At 67.3% G+C, this 14,880-nt stretch carries 15 protein-coding genes; 7 read left to right on the top strand and 8 right to left on the bottom strand.

Features of this window, described 5'->3' with window-relative positions; all coding sequences use genetic code 11:
* Window positions 1–183: 183 nt before the first annotated feature.
* From WK25_RS11495 to WK25_RS11475, 5 genes are all read right to left on the bottom strand, one after another.
* On the bottom strand, window positions 184–1,065 hold the full coding sequence (locus WK25_RS11495; protein ID WP_040141317.1) for a PhzF family phenazine biosynthesis protein: 882 nt from the start codon (window positions 1,063–1,065) through the stop codon (window positions 184–186).
* An 8-nt stretch (window positions 1,066–1,073) separates the two neighbouring features.
* Window positions 1,074–1,532: a RidA family protein gene (locus WK25_RS11490; RefSeq protein WP_039319604.1), complete on the bottom strand. Its 459-nt coding sequence runs from the start codon at window positions 1,530–1,532 to the stop codon at window positions 1,074–1,076.
* A 42-nt stretch (window positions 1,533–1,574) separates the two neighbouring features.
* Complete coding sequence (locus WK25_RS11485) at window positions 1,575–2,756, bottom strand: PLP-dependent aminotransferase family protein (RefSeq protein WP_059546343.1); 1,182 nt, start codon at window positions 2,754–2,756, stop codon at window positions 1,575–1,577.
* A 152-nt stretch (window positions 2,757–2,908) separates the two neighbouring features.
* On the bottom strand, window positions 2,909–3,817 hold the full coding sequence (locus WK25_RS11480; RefSeq protein ID WP_069241611.1) for a DMT family transporter: 909 nt from the start codon (window positions 3,815–3,817) through the stop codon (window positions 2,909–2,911).
* A gap of 53 nt (window positions 3,818–3,870) precedes the next feature.
* Window positions 3,871–4,563 carry a VOC family protein gene (locus tag WK25_RS11475; protein WP_069241610.1) on the bottom strand — a complete coding sequence of 231 codons (693 nt, stop codon included), beginning with the start codon at window positions 4,561–4,563 and terminating at the stop codon, window positions 3,871–3,873.
* A 239-nt stretch (window positions 4,564–4,802) separates the two neighbouring features.
* Between WK25_RS11475 and WK25_RS11470 the strand changes: the two genes are divergently transcribed.
* The 4 genes from WK25_RS11470 to WK25_RS11455 all read left to right on the top strand — a co-directional run bounded on the left by WK25_RS11470 (window position 4,803) and on the right by WK25_RS11455 (window position 9,400).
* Window positions 4,803–6,263, top strand: a complete 1,461-nt coding sequence (locus WK25_RS11470) for a PLP-dependent aminotransferase family protein (protein WP_069241987.1) — start codon at window positions 4,803–4,805, stop codon at window positions 6,261–6,263.
* Between the two features lie 157 nt (window positions 6,264–6,420).
* The gene (gene htpG / locus WK25_RS11465; RefSeq protein WP_040144761.1) at window positions 6,421–8,319 is read left to right on the top strand and encodes a molecular chaperone HtpG; all 1,899 of its coding nucleotides are present in this window, start codon (window positions 6,421–6,423) and stop codon (window positions 8,317–8,319) included.
* Between the two features lie 8 nt (window positions 8,320–8,327).
* Window positions 8,328–8,924, top strand: coding sequence for a chorismate--pyruvate lyase family protein (locus tag WK25_RS11460; protein ID WP_069241986.1), 597 nt, complete (start codon window positions 8,328–8,330; stop codon window positions 8,922–8,924).
* Window positions 8,924–9,400 carry a DNA-deoxyinosine glycosylase gene (locus tag WK25_RS11455; protein ID WP_059546349.1) on the top strand — a complete coding sequence of 159 codons (477 nt, stop codon included), beginning with the start codon at window positions 8,924–8,926 and terminating at the stop codon, window positions 9,398–9,400. The genes WK25_RS11460 and WK25_RS11455 overlap by 1 nt, the downstream gene beginning before the upstream one ends.
* Before the next feature lie 277 nt (window positions 9,401–9,677).
* On the opposite strand, the gene WK25_RS11450 is transcribed toward WK25_RS11455, so the two are convergent.
* A complete protein-coding gene (locus tag WK25_RS11450; RefSeq protein ID WP_040144758.1) occupies window positions 9,678–9,932 on the bottom strand; it encodes a hypothetical protein in 255 nt (84 codons plus the stop codon).
* A 197-nt stretch (window positions 9,933–10,129) separates the two neighbouring features.
* On the opposite strand from WK25_RS11450, the gene WK25_RS11445 reads away from it, so the two are divergent.
* The 3 genes from WK25_RS11445 (at window position 10,130) to mctP (ending at window position 13,035) form a co-directional block, all read left to right on the top strand.
* Window positions 10,130–11,047 (top strand): spermidine synthase, encoded by a 918-nt coding sequence (locus tag WK25_RS11445; RefSeq protein ID WP_069241609.1) that lies wholly within the window; start codon window positions 10,130–10,132, stop codon window positions 11,045–11,047.
* A gap of 198 nt (window positions 11,048–11,245) precedes the next feature.
* Entirely contained in the window at window positions 11,246–11,488 is a 243-nt protein-coding gene (locus WK25_RS11440) for a DUF3311 domain-containing protein (protein WP_059546352.1), read from the top strand.
* On the top strand, window positions 11,485–13,035 hold the full coding sequence (gene mctP, locus WK25_RS11435; protein ID WP_040144755.1) for a monocarboxylate uptake permease MctP: 1,551 nt from the start codon (window positions 11,485–11,487) through the stop codon (window positions 13,033–13,035). The genes WK25_RS11440 and mctP overlap by 4 nt, the downstream gene beginning before the upstream one ends.
* Before the next feature lie 94 nt (window positions 13,036–13,129).
* On the opposite strand, the gene WK25_RS11430 is transcribed toward mctP, so the two are convergent.
* Together WK25_RS11430 and tal are read right to left on the bottom strand one after the other, a co-directional pair.
* Window positions 13,130–13,585 carry a VOC family protein gene (locus tag WK25_RS11430; protein WP_040144754.1) on the bottom strand — a complete coding sequence of 152 codons (456 nt, stop codon included), beginning with the start codon at window positions 13,583–13,585 and terminating at the stop codon, window positions 13,130–13,132.
* Window positions 13,586–13,829: 244 nt separating this feature from the next.
* On the bottom strand, window positions 13,830–14,783 hold the full coding sequence (tal, locus tag WK25_RS11425; protein WP_040144753.1) for a transaldolase: 954 nt from the start codon (window positions 14,781–14,783) through the stop codon (window positions 13,830–13,832).
* Window positions 14,784–14,880 lie beyond the last annotated feature (97 nt).

Below are 14,880 nucleotides of genomic sequence, written 5' to 3'. Positions count from 1 at the left end.
TCCCCTGTCGGGGATCGGCTGTGGTTGGGGTCGCACCGGCGTCTGTTCGTTCGCGGGATGCGCAACCAAGGACAGACCCGCCGAAGCGACGGATTAGGCCCGATATTACTGGCTGGAACGTTTTTGCGATAGCCGGGGGAATCGTAGGGCGCCGGCCGGGCCGGCGCGTACGCCGCCCCGACGTCAGGCGGGCGCCTGGAACGTGCCGTCGACGACCGTCACGACGTGGCCGCCGATCCAGATCGTGCCGTCGTCGTCATAGCGGACGGCAATGCGGCCGTCGCGGCCGATCGCCGTGCCCTGGCGGACGGTGTACGACGGGCCGGGACGCCGCTGCTGGCGGCTCAGCAGTCCGGCCAGCGCGGCGTTCGCGCTGCCGGTCACGGGGTCCTCGCCCGTGCCGAAGCCGCCGCCCGTCATCAGGCAGCGGATTTCGAACGTCGCGGGGCCGCCGTCGGGGTGGGGCGCGTACACCGCAAGGCCATGCGTGCCGTAGCGGTGCGTGAGCGCGTCGAGCGCGGCCGGATCGGGCGCGAGCCCGACGCAGGCGTCGGCCGAGGTGAGCCGCACGACGAGCCACGGTGCGCCGTTGTCGACCGCGCACGGTTCGGCATCCGGATCGAATGCGTCGCTACGCAACGCGGCTGCGAGTGCCGGGTAGTCCGAACGGTCGAGCGGGGTGAACCGGGCCGGCGGCGCGGCGAACGCCCAGCCTTCGGCTTGTTCGCGCAGTTCGACCCGGCCGACCCCGCACTGCTGGATCAACCGGCCCGGCGTGCGCGGCCGCGCGCCGCTTTCGACGAACGCATGCGCGGTGCCGAGCGTCGGGTGGCCGGCGAACGGGAGTTCGCCGCCCGGCGTGAAGATCCGGACGCGGTAGTCGGCGTCCGGATCGCTCGGCGTGCACAGGAACGTGGTTTCCGACAGGTTCGTCCAGCGGGCGATTGCGAGCATGTCGTCGTCGCCGAGCGCGTCGGCGTCGAATACCACGGCAAGCGGGTTGCCCTTGAACGGGACCGACGTGAACACGTCGACCTGCTTGAAACGGACGCGGCGGCCGGTCATCGGGCGCGTTACGCGACTTCGGCGATCAGTTCGATCTCGACGCACGCGCCGAGCGGAATCTGCGCGACGCCGAATGCCGAACGCGCGTGCTTGCCCGCGTCGCCGAACACTTCCGCGATCAGTTCCGATGCGCCGTTCGTGACGATGTGCTGTTCGGTGAAGTCGAGCGTCGAGTTCACGAGGCTCATCAGCTTCACGATGCGCGTGACCTTGTTCAGGTCGCCGGTGTGCGCGTGCAGCGTCGCGAGCAGGTCGATCGCGATCGCGCGCGCGGCGGCCTTGCCGTCTTCCGTCTGCAGGTCGGCGCCGAGTTTGCCGGCCCAGACCTTGCCGTCCTTCTTCGCGATGTGGCCCGACAGGTACACCGTGTTGCCGCTCTGCGCGCTCATGACGTAGGCGGCGGCCGGTGCGCCGGCGGTCGGGAGCTCGATGCCGAGCGACTTGAGTTTGTCGTAGACGTTAGCCATGCGTTCGATTCCTCGTTGAGAGTCGTGACAGGAAAAAGGGGCTCACAGACGTTCGCGCAGCAGCTTGCCGAGGCGCGCGACGCCTTCCTCGATCTTCTCCGGCGGCACCGTCACGAACGACAGGCGCAGCGTGTTCTGTTGCGGGTCGTTTGCGAAGAACGGCGCGCCCGGCACGAAGGCGACATGATTCGCGACCGCGGCTTCGAGCAGCTTCATGCTGTCGATCTGCGCGGGCAGCTTCACCCAGATGAACATGCCGCCCTCAGGACGATTCCACGTGACGCCTTCCGGCATGTGGCGCGCGAGCGACGCGAGCATCGCGTCGCATTGCGCGCCGTACAGCTGGCGGATCGTCGGAATGTGTTCGTCGAGGAAACCGTCCTTGATCACCTCGTGCGCGATACGCTGCGTGAGCGTCGGCGTGTGCAGGTCGGTAGCCTGCTTGGCCTGCACCAGCTTGAAGTGCAGTTCCTCGGGCGCGATGATGTAGCCGATCCGCAGGCCCGGCGCGAGCACCTTCGAGAACGTGCCGAGGTGCACGACGTGGTCGGGCGCCATCGACAGCATCGTGGGCAGCGGCTCGCCCTGGTAGTTCAGCGCGCCGTACGGATCGTCTTCCAGCACCGGGAACGGGCTCGACTGCGCGAACGCGGCGAGCGCGCGGCGGCGCTCGACGGGGAGGCGGCGGCCGGTCGGGTTCTGGAAGTTCGGCTGTGCGTACAGCAGCCGCGCGCCTTGCGTGAGCTCGGGCGTGAGCCCTTCGGGCAGCAGGCCCTGTTCGTCGGTCGGCACCTGCACGTAGCGCGGCTCGTACAGCGAGAACGATTGCAGCGCGCCGAGATAGGTCGGCGTTTCGACGAGGATCGGGCTCGTCGGATCGATCAGCGCCTTGCCGAGCAGGTCGAGCGCCTGCTGCGAGCCGGTCGTAATCAGCACCTGCGACACGCGCACGCGGTAGCGCTCGGCGATCCATTCGCGCAGCGGCAGGTAGCCTTCGGTCGCGCTGTACTGAAGGGCGGCGGCGGGCGCATCGCGCAGCACGCGGTCGGCAGCGGCGCGCATGCGTTCGGCCGGGAAGGTCGCCGGTGCGGGCAGGCCGCCTGCGAACGAGATGACCTCGGGGCGTTCCGTGACCTTCAGGATCTCGCGGATCGCAGAGCTCGTCAGCTTGCGGGCGCGTTCGGAAAGCTGCCAGTGCGGCGGATGCAGGTCGCTCGGATTCATAGTCTCCTCGTTCGGATATCGTGGTGAGTCAAGAAAGGTCGATCAGGCCGATTGCGTCGCCGCGGCCGGGTGGGCGTACGGGAGTGCGATCGGGCCATCGCGGCCGGGTGGGCAAAACCGTTCAGGCAAAACGGACATTATGGCGCACCTCATCAGCCGGCGCGAGCGGGATGCGGGCCGGCGGCCACCGCCGAGCGTCGGCCCAGCATCACGGTCGCGATCACGGCAGCCGCGAACAGCCATGTGGACGGCGTGACCGTCTCGCCGAACAGCAGCGCCGAAAACGCGATCGTGAAGAAGATCTGCAGCAATTGCACCTGGCCGACGCGTGCGGTGCCGCCCATCGCGAGCCCCGCATACCACGCGAAAAAGCCGATGAATTGCGAAAAAAGGGTCACGTAGCCGAACGCGAGCCACGTGCGCAGCGCGAGCGGCGCAGGATGCGCGGCGTGCTGCATCCATGCGAGCCAGCCGACCGGCAGCACGAGAAACGGCGCCGACACGACGAGCGCCCAGCAGATCACCTGCCAGCCCCCGATCTGGCGTGCGAGGCGCGCACCTTCCGCATAGCCGAGTGCGCCGATGCCGACCGCGACGAGCATCAGCGCGTCGCCCGCCTGCACGGTGCCGCCGCCGTCGCGCAGCGCGAACGCGATCACGAGCGCGCTGCCCGCGAGCGCGCTCGCCCAGAATGCTCTCGACGGCCGCTCGTGCGACAGCCACGCCGCGTACAGCGCGACGAACAGCGGCTGCAGCCCGTTGACGACCGCACCGTGCGACGCCGGCACCGTCTTCATCGCCCACGCCGAAAACACCGGGTACGCGACGATCACGCCCGCCGACACGACCGCGAGACTTTTCAGCTGCGCGCGGGTGGGCAGGCGTTCACGGCGCCACCACAGCAGCAGGCCGGCCGGCACGGCCGCGGCGAGCGCACGGCCGAGGCCGTTGAGCAGCGGATTGAGTTCGGAGACGACGATGCGCGTCATCGGCAGCGTCAGGCTGAAAATCATCACGCCGATGAGACCGAGCAGCATGCCCGGGGTTTCGCGCGAGTTCATGTATGGGTGTCTCCGTGTTGCCGGGTTCGGGTAATCGAGAGGCGGCCGCGCGTTCAGCGCAGCGTACGCGCGCCTTGCGGCGTGTCGAATTCGGCGACGAGCGCCGGTGCGGCGTCGCCGGTCTCGACGTCGAGCAGATGGCCGGCGCCGAGCCAGTCGAGCTGCTCGCGGATCACGTCTGCGCGCGGATGGCTGCCCTTGAACGACTTTAGCGCGACGCCGTTGTCCGGCAGCGAATCGGCCGGATGGCGTGCGCTGTCCCACTGGATCAGCGACGGCAAGAGGCCGTCGCCGGCGCCTTGCCACGCGGGAAACGCGCCGTCGTCGGGCACGGTCAGCCCCCAGCTCAGATCGCCGCGCCGCATCGCGACGACCGGCGCGATGCGGGCCGGGTACTGGCGCTGCCACCGCGCGAGCTGGCGCGGGCGGTCGACGCGGGCGACCCAGTGCGCGAGGAACGGCCCGTCGGCGAGCCGCGCGTGAATTGCCGGGTCGTCGAGGCCGAACAGCCGCGCGCGGGGCGCGGGCGCGTCATCGTTCGCGGCCGGTGCGTCGGGATCGACCGCAATCACTTCGAGGTATAGCCCGCCCCACGCGCCGAACAGCGCGTTGTGCGTGCGCATCAACGGATGACTGCCGCCGCCGGCCGGTTCGATGCCGAGCGCGTCGGCGACATGGCGCACGCCTTCGTCGAGCGTGCGGGCTGCGATCACGAGATGGTCGAGGGTCAGGAAGCGGGATGGCATGAACGTCGGTCGGGAAGCGAAAGTGTCATGGTGGCGTGCGATACGCGCGGCGGCTGCCCGGCCGGCCGGGACCTCGGCCGCGGACCTGTGCCGAAAGGGCCCGCGCCTCATGCGGCAAGGCCGGACCGGCGGCCGCACGATCGCCATTGCGGTCAACTGTAATCGTCGTTACCGGCACAGTAACGGTACAATCGCCGCGATAGCCTTCGGTACAGTTGGAGCCGCCGCCCATGTCGACCATGTCCACCGTTCCTCTCGCGCAGATCCCCGTGCCGCACGATACGGCCACGCTCACGCTCGTCGACCAGCTCGTTCAGTGGGCGCGGCGCCGGATCGACGAACGCGTGTTCCGCCCCGGCATGCGGATGCCGTCGATCCGCAAGCTCGCCCTCGACAAGAGCGTGTCGCGCTTCACCGTCGTCGAGGCGTACGAGCGGCTCGTCGCGCAGGGGTATCTCGATTCGCGGCGCGGCTCGGGCTTCTACGTGCGCGAGCGCACGGCCGCGGGCCCGCAGCCGGCCGACGGCGCGGCACGCGTGGCCGAGGCCGCGCCGGTGCACAACACGATCGACGTCGTGTGGCTGCTGCGCAACATGCTGCACACCGTCAGCCCCGAAAAAGGGCCGGGTCTCGGCTACCTGCCGGGCCGCTGGCTCGACGGCGAACTGATCACCGGCGCGCTGCGGGCGCTCGGGCGCCAGGCGGGCGCGCAGATGCTCGGTTTCGGCACCGCGCAGGGCTTCCTGCCGCTGCGTCAGCAACTGCAGACGCGGCTCGCGGAAGTCGAGATCGGCGCAAAGCCGGAGCAGCTCGTGCTGGTGTCGGGAATCACGCAGGCGATCGACCTGATCTCGCGGATCTACGTGCGGCCGGGCGACGCGGTGATCGTCGGCGATCCCGCGTGGTTCCAGATGTTCGGCCGCTTCGCCGCGCAGGGCGCGCAGCTCGTCGGCATGCCTTATACGCCGGACGGCCCCGATCTCGACGCGCTGGAAACACTCGTGCAGATGTGGCGGCCGAAGATGCTGGTGATCAATTCCGTGCTGCAGAACCCGACCGGCACGTCGCTGTCGGCCGCGCAGGCGTTCCGGATCCTGAAGCTCGCGGAGGCGTACGACTTCCTCGTCGTCGAGGACGACGTGTACGGCGACCTGTGCCCGCCGAGCTATCCGGCCACACGCCTCGCAAGCCTCGACCAGTTGAAGCGCGTGATCTACCTCGGCAGCTATTCGAAGACGCTCGCGGCGAACCTGCGGGTCGGCTATGTCGCGTGCGCGCCGGAGATCGCGAAGGCGATCACCGACCAGAAGATGCTGGTCGGAATGACCACGCCGGAGCTCAACGAGCGCGTGCTTTACAAGATCCTGACCGAAGGGCACTACCGGCGCCACGTCGAGCGGCTGCGTGCGCGGCTCGACGGCGTGCGCGACAAGACCGCGCGGATGCTCGAGCGCACCGGGCTGCGGCTTTTCACGATGCCGGCGGCCGGGATGTTCCTGTGGGCCGACACCGGCGTCGATTCGGACGCGCTCGCGGCCGCCGCGCACGAGGAGGGATTCTTGCTCACGCCGGGGAGCCTGTTTTCGCCGCAGCAGTCGCCGTCGACGTGGACGCGCTTCAACGTCGCGAACTGCGGCGATCCGGCGCTGGCGCCATTTCTCGCGCGCTATATCGAGTCGGCGGCGCGGCGCGCGTCGTGACGGCGGGCGGCACGGCCGCCACTTGAAATCGCGTCGCCCGTCCCCATATGCCGGCGCAAACCGCTTGCGCCAGGCGGTTGTCCTTGACGGGCGCCGGCATCGCGCGCCGGCCGCCTGCGCCACACCATTCAAGTTCAAGTAAGAGGAAACAGCATCCATGGCACACGAAACGATGAGCTTTCAGGCAGAGGTCAAGCAGCTCCTCCACCTGATGATTCATTCGCTCTACAGCAACAAGGAAATCTTCCTGCGCGAACTGGTGTCGAACGCGTCCGACGCGGCCGACAAGCTGCGTTTCGAAGCGCTCGCGGACAACGCGCTGTACGAGAACGATCCGAACCTGCGCATCCGCATCGGCTTCGACAAGGCCGCGCGCACGATCACGATCGAGGACAACGGCATCGGCATGAGCCGCGACGAAGCGATCGCGAACCTCGGCACGATTGCGCGTTCGGGTACCAAGGAATTCTTCACGAAGCTGTCCGGCGACCAGCAGAAGGACGCGGCGCTGATCGGCCAGTTCGGCGTCGGCTTCTACTCGGGCTTCATCGTCGCCGACAAGATCACCGTCGAGACGCGCCGCGCCGGCCTGCCGGCGAACGAGGCCGTGCGCTGGGAAAGCGCGGGCGAGGGCGACTTCACGATCGATGCGATCGAGCGCGCGCAGCGCGGCACGACGATCACGCTGCACCTGCGCGACGGCGAGGACGAATTGCTGTCGTCGCATCGCCTGAAGTCGATCATCCAGAAGTACTCCGATCACATCGCACTGCCGATCCTGATGCGCAAGGAAGAATGGGATCAGGAAAAGGGCGAGATGGTCCTGAAGGACGAGGACGAGACCGTCAACCAGGCGAGCGCGCTGTGGACGCGTGCGAAGAGCGACATCACCGACGAGCAGTACACGCAGTTTTACCAGCACATCGCGCACGACCACCAGGATCCGCTCGCATGGACCCACAATCGCGTCGAAGGCCGCAGCGAATATACGCAGCTGCTGTTCGTGCCGGCGCGCGCGCCGTTCGACCTGTGGAACCGCGACTACCGCGGCGGCCTGAAGCTGTACGTGAAGCGCGTGTTCATCATGGACGATGCCGAGCAGCTGCTGCCGCAATATCTGCGCTTCGTGAAGGGCGTCGTCGATTCGGCCGACCTGCCGCTGAACGTGTCGCGTGAAATCCTGCAGGAAAGCCGCGACGTGAAGGCGATCCGCGAAGGCGTGACCAAGCGCGCGCTGTCGATGCTCGAGGAGCTGGCGAACGCGGAAGACGATGCCGGCAAGGAGAAGTACAAGACGTTCTGGAGCGCGTTCGGCCAGGTGCTGAAGGAAGGCGTCGGCGAGGATCACGCGAACCGCGAGCGCATCGCGAAGCTGCTGCGCTTCGCGTCGACGCACGGCGACACCGACGCGCAGGACGTGTCGCTCGCCGACTACGTGTCGCGGATGAAGCCGGAGCAAAGCAAGATCTACTACGTGACCGCCGATACGTGGCAGGCCGCGAAGAACAGCCCCCATCTGGAAGTGTTCCGCAAGAAGGGCGTCGAGGTGCTGCTGCTGACCGATCGCGTCGACGAATGGATGCTGTCGTTCCTGCACGAATTCGACGGCAAGCCGCTCGCGAGCGTGGCCCGCGGCGACCTCGACCTCGGCGAGCTGAACGACGAGGAAAAGAAGGCGCAGCAGCAGGCGGGCGAGGCGATCAAGCCGGTCGTCGACAAGATGAAGGAAGCGCTCGGCGACAAGGTGAAGGAGGTGCGCGTCACGTTCCGCCTGACCGATTCGCCGTCGTGCCTCGTCGCGGACGACAACGACATGAGCGGTTACCTGCAGCGGATGCTGAAGGCGGCCGGCCAGAACGCGCCGGCGATGCAGCCGATCCTCGAGATCAATCCCGAGCACGCGCTCGTGAAGCAGCTGAACGCCGACAGCGCCGATTTCGGCGACTGGTGCCATCTGCTGTTCGACCAGGCGCTGCTGGCCGAAGGCGGGATGCTCGACGATCCGGCCAGCTTCGTGAAGCGGACCAACGCGCTGCTGCTGTCGCGCACGGCGTGAACGCGCGGATGCGATTCGACGGCGCACGGGCCGGCTGGCGCGACACGCCGCGGCCCGGCTGCACGCTCGACCAGCGCGACTGGCTCACGCGCGGCGGATCGCTGACCGCGCATCTCGCGCGGCTCGGCAGCGTGAGCGTGCGTGTGACGCGCGAGGCCGTCGACGGCCCGTGGTTCGACGAACCCGACGCGCTCGGCAGCGCGCCGCGCGCGCCGATGTGGGTGCGCGAGGTGATTCTGTCGGTCGACGGCACGCCGTACGTCGCCGCGCACAGCATCGCGCCGCTCGCGGCCAGCAAGGGCGTGTGGCAGGCGATGCGGCGCCTGCGCACGCGGCCGCTCGCCGAGCTGCTGTACAGCGATCCGCAGGTCGAGCGCTCGGCGCTCGTCAGCCGGCGCGTGATCGCCGGCCATCCGCTGTATGCGCTCGCGTGCCATGCGTTGCGGGGCGAGCGGGCGCCGCACGCATTCGCCGCGCGGCGCTCGGTGTTTCAGCGGCACGGCGAGCCGCTGATGGTCACCGAATGCATGCTGCCCGCACTGTGGCGTCATCTCGACGCGCACGGTGACGGGCCGCGCTCGTGCGGGCCACGCGGAGAACGGTGATGCTGCAAGGCTTTCCGCCAGTCGTCGCCGCGCATACGCATACGATGATCCTCGGCAGCTTTCCCGGCGAGGCGTCGCTCGATGCCGCGCAGTACTACGCGCATCCGCGCAATCAGTTCTGGCGGTTGTTGGGCGCGGTGCTCGGCGAACCCGGGTTGCACGAGCTTGCGTACGATGCGCGGCTCGAACGCGTGCTCGCGCGCGGCATCGGCATCTGGGACGTGCTCGATGCATGCCATCGCGAAGGCAGTCTCGATTCCGCGATCCGCAACGCGAAGCCGAATGACTTCGCGTCGTTGCGCGAACATGCGCCGTTGCTGAAGAAAGTGTGTTTCAACGGGAAGACGGCGGGGCGCTTTGCCAGTGTGATCGGCGAGGCAGGGTACGAGACCCTCGTGCTGCCGTCGTCGAGTCCGGCGAACGCAATGCTGTCGTTCGAGCAAAAGCTCGAGCATTGGCGCCGAATCGTGCTTTGATCGTCCGGCGCTCAGGGCAGCAGCGGCGGCCAGCGCGTCGAAAAGACTGGAACCACGGCTGTCGTCCGGCTGCGAACACGATTTCGACGTGCCCTTCTGCTTGCGACCGGTGATCGCGCCCGACGACAATTGGCCCGGTCGCGTCCAAGCTTCGCCACAGATTCGAGCATTTTCGTCTTGCTCGCCCCGCGAACTCCCGCGCGGCATGTTCGACCGCTTCGACTGAGGGCAGTGCCGACGAATCGCAACGGCATGGGCTTGCGTGCCGCGTTGAAGCTCAATCGTCGTTGCCCCATCGCCAGCGAGGTTTCTCGCCCTTGAGCCAGCACACCGCAGTCAGCAGCGCGACCAGCACCGCGATGCACGCGGCGTAGGCAAGCGGCGAGCGTTGCGGCGGCGCGAGCCACGCGCACGCGATGACGCCGATCGCGAACAGCAACAGCACGACCCAGCCTTGCCACGCGACCGGCAACCCCCATCCCCACCCGTAGCGTTTCGCCGGGAACCAGATCTTCTTGTCGTTCGACGTCATGTGATTTTCTCGCGGTCAGGGGAAGTCGCTTTCTCGTCGCGCACGCACTGCGAGGATATCAGGTGCAAGTCGCGCACATGGCCAGCCGGCGGAGAGCGGGTGCGCGTACCGTGGCCCGGAGCGTCACCAATGCTATCCTCTCGTCCGCTCATCCAGGCCGATTCAGCCTGCTCCAGTGTCACCCAGCGAGATTCATCATGACCCGACTGATCAAGCGCGCGTCCGCCGAGGCGCGCGCGTTCAAGCAACGCCAGCCGTCCGCGTACAACGGTTCCGACAAACTGCAGCCGCCGCGCGTGAAGCGCCGCCCGGAGATCGGCGAGCACGACGACGTGCCCGTCCTCGACGCGCCGCGCAAGCCGCGCTTCGCGCCGGTCACGTTCTCGGAAGAACGCGGCGTGCGCTTCCTGCACTTCGGCACCGAGTGGGTGCAGGGCGCGATGCGCATCTCGAAGCCGTTGCACATCGAGCTCGAATACGCGCAGCAGATGATGGCGTGGCTGCTGTTCCTCGAAACGCCCGCGCGAATCGTGCAGCTCGGGCTCGGCACCGGCGCGCTGACGAAGTTCTCGCACCGCTTCCTGCCGCATGCGAAGGTCGAGGCAGTCGAGCTGAATCCGGCCGTGATCGTCGCCGCGCGCACGATGTTCGCGCTGCCGCCCGACGACGACCGCCTCGTCGTGCACGAAGCCGACGCATGGGACTTCGTCAACGACCCGGCCAACCGCGGCACGACGGGCGTGCTGCAGATCGACCTGTACGATGCGACCGCGCGCGGCCCCGTGCTCGACAGCGTCGCGTTCTACCGCGCGGTGCGCGGCTGCCTCGCGGATGCCGGCATCGCGACGATCAACCTGTTCGGCGACCATCCGAGCTTCGTGCGCAACATGAAACATCTGAACGCGGCGTTCGATCATCGCGTGATCGCGCTGCCGGAAGTGCACGACGGCAACCGGATCGCGATCGCGTTCTCCGGCCCGTCGCTCGACGTGTCGTTCGCACAGCTTGACGCTCGCGCGAAGCTGATCGAGGACACGCTGAAGCTACCCGCTCGCAAGTGGGTGAAAGCTTTGAAAGAAACGACGGGCGCGCGCGACGCATCGTTCGCGATCTGACGCTCATGCGCCGGCCGCATGCCGGTGCAACCGCGCGATCAGGGGCGGATCACCTCGGGTTCGCCCCCGCTTGACCGTGCGCGCGCGGCTCCTATACTGGCGCGAAGCCAGGGGAGCCGCAGCTTACCCGTTTTGCCGCTCCTCTCGCCGCCGTACCCGCTCAACAAGATCGATAACCGGGAAAGATGAGGAGACGTCATGGCTCACGATGCCGACGCCAATCGGGCCGCCAAGCGCTGGCTCTGGCTGCTGGTGCTGCCGCTGATTGCGATGGTCTGGGTGCCGTCGTACAGCAAGATCGAACCGCAATGGCTGGGATTTCCGTTCTTCTATTGGTATCAGCTGCTGTGGGTGTTCATTAGCGCGGTGATCACCGCGTTCGTGTACTACAAGACCAAGAACGCGTGGAAGTCGGGCGGCACGCGCGGAGGTGCTCAATGAATCTCGGCGCCACCTTCGTCTTCGTCCTGCTGTTCATCGGCGTCACCATCCTCGGCTTTCTCGCCGCGAACTGGCGGCGCGGCGACCTCGCCCACCTCGACGAATGGGGCCTCGGCGGCCGCCGCTTCGGCACGATCGTCACGTGGTTCCTGCTCGGCGGCGACCTCTACACGGCGTACACGTTCGTCGCAGTGCCCGCGCTCGTGTTCGGCGCCGGCGCGATGGGCTTCTTCGCACTGCCGTACACGATCCTGATCTACCCGTTCGCGTTCGTCGTGTTCCCGAAGCTGTGGAGCATCGCAAAACGGCACGGTTACGTGACGGCCGCCGACTTCGTCAACGCACGGTATGGCAGCCGGATGCTCGCGCTCGCGATCGCTGTGACGGGCATCCTCGCGACGATGCCGTACATCGCGTTGCAGCTCGTCGGTATCGAGGTCGTGATCGGTGCGCTCGGATTCGACACGACCGGCTTTGTCGGCGACCTGCCGCTGATCATCGCGTTCGCGATCCTCGCCGCGTATACGTACACGTCGGGGCTGCGCGCGCCCGCGATGATCGCGATCGTGAAGGACATCCTGATCTACATCACGATCGCCGCCGCGGTCATCGTGATCCCCGCGAAGCTCGGCGGGTTCGGGCACATCTTCTCGACCGTGCCGCCCGCGAAGCTGCTGCTGAAGGCGCCCGATGCGATGAGCCTGAACGGCTACAGCGCGTACGCGACGCTCGCGATCGGCTCCGCGCTCGCGCTGTTCCTGTATCCGCACTCGGTCACGGCGATCCTGTCGTCGTCGTCGGGCAACACGATCCGCCGCAACATGGCGATGCTGCCCGCGTACTCGTTCGTGCTCGGCCTGCTTGCGCTGCTCGGCTACATGGCGCTCGCGTCCGGCGTGAAGGACATGCCGCAGTACGCGCCGTACTTCAAGGCGTTCGGCCCGAACTTCGCGGTGCCCGCGCTGTTCCTCAACTACTTCCCGTCGTGGTTCGTCGGCGTCGCGTTCGCGGCGATCGGCATCGGCGCGCTGGTGCCCGCGGCGATCATGTCGATCGCGGCGGCGAACCTGTACACGCGCAACATTCATCGCGAGTTCGTGAACCGCAACATGACGCACGACCAGGAGACGCACGTCGCGAAGCTCGTGTCGCTGATCGTGAAGGTCGGTGCAGTCGCGTTCATTCTCGGCTTGCCGCTCACGTACGCGATCCAGCTGCAACTGCTCGGCGGGATCTGGATCATCCAGACATTGCCGGCGATCGTGCTCGGCCTGTACACGCGCGTGCTCGACCACCGCGGCCTGCTCGCAGGCTGGGCGGCCGGCATCGTGTGCGGCACGTGGATGGCGATCTCGCTGAAGCTGGCCGGCTCGATCTTCACGATCCACCTGTTCGGTCTCGCGATTCCCGGCTACGCGGCCGTGTGGTCGCTGATCGTGAACCTGGTGGTGTCGATCGTGGTGAGCGTGCTGGTGCGCGTGATCGGCATGGCGCATGCGGAGGATCGCACGCGTCCGGAGGACTATCTCGACGTCGTCGAGAGCTGACCGGCGCGCGCGGCGCGGTCGCCAGCCGCGTGGCGAACGCCGTGCGGCAAAGAAAACGCCCGTCACTGCGAAGTGGCGGGCGTTTTCGTTTGCGTCAGCCTTGCGCGCGTTTCGCGAGTTCCTCGCGTTGCGACAGGTCCTCGACGTTGACCATCCAGTGCACGCCGAAGCGATCCTTTGCCATCCCGAAGCCGAGCGCCCAGAACGTCTTGCCGAACGGCATCGTCACTTCGCCGCCGTCGGCGAGCGCATTGAACAGCCTCTGTCCTTCGTCGACGGTTGCCGGATTCAGCGACAGCGAATAGCCGGCGTGCGCGGCGCCGGCCGGCTGGCTGCAGTCGCCGTCGGAGCACATGATCATCGACTCGCCGATCTTGAAGCTTGCGTGCATCACCTTGTCGGCCATTTCCGGCGCGATCGGGTAGTCCGGGTTCGGCGGCGCATCCTTGAAGTGCATCTTGAACATCGTCTTCGCACCGAGCGCCTTTTCGTAGAACTGAAGGGCTTCTTCCGCGCGGCCGTAGAACGTCAGATACGGTTCGACTTGCATCGTTGTCTCCTGTGGACCGGGCCGGCGGGGCTGCGCCGGCTCGGGTACTGCGGGGATTGACCGTAAAGAGCGCGACGGGATGCGGCCGCCGCACTCGTGACGTGGATTGTAGTGCGCGCGCTTGACGAGGGAATGAAAAATAAAACGGCCGCGAACACGTCGTTCGCGGCCGTTTCGTCGTGCAACTGACGGCTGTTGTCAGGCTTGCTGACAGATCGGCCGACGGCCGTCACATGAGCGCGGTTCAGCGCAGCGCGTCGATGAGCTTCTCGAGCTTTACCGCGTCGGCGGCGAACACGCGAATGCCTTCGGCAAGTTTTTCCGTCGCCATCGCTTCGTCGTTCAGCTGGAAGCGGAACGACGCCTCGTCGATCGCGACGCGCTCGGTCGGCGTGTCGTGCAGCGCGTCCGGGGACAGCTTGCGCGCGACCGTTTCGTTGCTGTCGTGCAGCTTCTGCAGCAGGTCCGGGCTGATCGTCAGCAGGTCGCAGCCGGCGAGCTCGGTAATCTGGCTGGTCGTGCGGAAGCTCGCGCCCATCACTTCGGTCTTGTAGCCGAACGTCTTGTAGTACGTGTAGATGCGGCGCACCGACTGCACGCCCGGATCGTTCGCGCCGCCGTTCTTCGCTTCGTCCCAGTCGGCGCCGGCCTGCTTCTTGTACCAGTCGTAGATGCGGCCGACGAACGGCGAGATCAGCTGCGCGCCGGCTTCCGCGCATGCGGCGGCCTGCACGAGCGAGAAAAGCAGGGTCATGTTGCACTTGATCCCTTCCTTTTGCAGCACCTCGGCCGCGCGGATGCCTTCCCACGTCGATGCGAGCTTGATCAGGATGCGTTCGCGGCCGACGCCGGCCGCTTCGTACAGCTTGATGAGTTCGCGGCCCTTGTCGATCGAGCGCTGCGTGTCGAACGACAGGCGCGCGTCGACTTCGGTCGACACGCGGCCCGGGATCAGCTTCAGGATCTCGGTGCCGAATGCGATCAGCAGGCGGTCGATGATGAAATCGGTGCTTTCGTTGCGGTGATCGCGGACGGTTTTCTCGAGGATCGGCTTGTATGCGTCCTTCTGGACCGCCTTCAGGATCAGCGACGGGTTCGTGGTCGCATCCTGCGGCTTGTATTGCGCAAGCTGCTGGAAATCGCCCGTGTCGGCGACGACGGTCGTGTACTGCTTCAGCTGGTCGAGTGCGTTGGTCATGGCGATTCGGGAGGAGGGCGCGGGGCGCCGGGGTTCTCACGGGCCGCGCGAGCGCGGCAGCGAAGCGAGGCGGCGCAGGCGCCGCCTCCGATCCACT

The organism is Burkholderia latens (assembly GCF_001718795.1).
Lineage (GTDB): Bacteria > Pseudomonadota > Gammaproteobacteria > Burkholderiales > Burkholderiaceae > Burkholderia > Burkholderia latens_A.
The sequence above is the reverse complement of the archived record's forward strand: the minus strand, read 5'-3'. Positions and strand labels throughout refer to the sequence as shown.

Coding starts and splice junctions, on each gene's coding strand:
- WK25_RS11480 (WP_069241611.1), bottom strand. CDS start 3,817: ATGAACTCGCGCGAAACCCCGGGCATGCTGCTCGGTCTCATCGGCGTG.
- tal (WP_040144753.1), bottom strand. CDS start 14,783: ATGACCAACGCACTCGACCAGCTGAAGCAGTACACGACCGTCGTCGCC.
- WK25_RS11460 (WP_069241986.1), top strand. CDS start 8,328: ATGCGATTCGACGGCGCACGGGCCGGCTGGCGCGACACGCCGCGGCCC.
- WK25_RS11475 (WP_069241610.1), bottom strand. CDS start 4,563: ATGCCATCCCGCTTCCTGACCCTCGACCATCTCGTGATCGCAGCCCGC.
- WK25_RS11440 (WP_059546352.1), top strand. CDS start 11,246: ATGGCTCACGATGCCGACGCCAATCGGGCCGCCAAGCGCTGGCTCTGG.
- htpG (WP_040144761.1), top strand. CDS start 6,421: ATGGCACACGAAACGATGAGCTTTCAGGCAGAGGTCAAGCAGCTCCTC.
- WK25_RS11430 (WP_040144754.1), bottom strand. CDS start 13,585: ATGCAAGTCGAACCGTATCTGACGTTCTACGGCCGCGCGGAAGAAGCC.
- mctP (WP_040144755.1), top strand. CDS start 11,485: ATGAATCTCGGCGCCACCTTCGTCTTCGTCCTGCTGTTCATCGGCGTC.
- WK25_RS11455 (WP_059546349.1), top strand. CDS start 8,924: ATGCTGCAAGGCTTTCCGCCAGTCGTCGCCGCGCATACGCATACGATG.
- WK25_RS11490 (WP_039319604.1), bottom strand. CDS start 1,532: ATGGCTAACGTCTACGACAAACTCAAGTCGCTCGGCATCGAGCTCCCG.
- WK25_RS11445 (WP_069241609.1), top strand. CDS start 10,130: ATGACCCGACTGATCAAGCGCGCGTCCGCCGAGGCGCGCGCGTTCAAG.
- WK25_RS11470 (WP_069241987.1), top strand. CDS start 4,803: ATGTCCACCGTTCCTCTCGCGCAGATCCCCGTGCCGCACGATACGGCC.
- WK25_RS11485 (WP_059546343.1), bottom strand. CDS start 2,756: ATGAATCCGAGCGACCTGCATCCGCCGCACTGGCAGCTTTCCGAACGC.
- WK25_RS11450 (WP_040144758.1), bottom strand. CDS start 9,932: ATGACGTCGAACGACAAGAAGATCTGGTTCCCGGCGAAACGCTACGGG.
- WK25_RS11495 (WP_040141317.1), bottom strand. CDS start 1,065: ATGACCGGCCGCCGCGTCCGTTTCAAGCAGGTCGACGTGTTCACGTCG.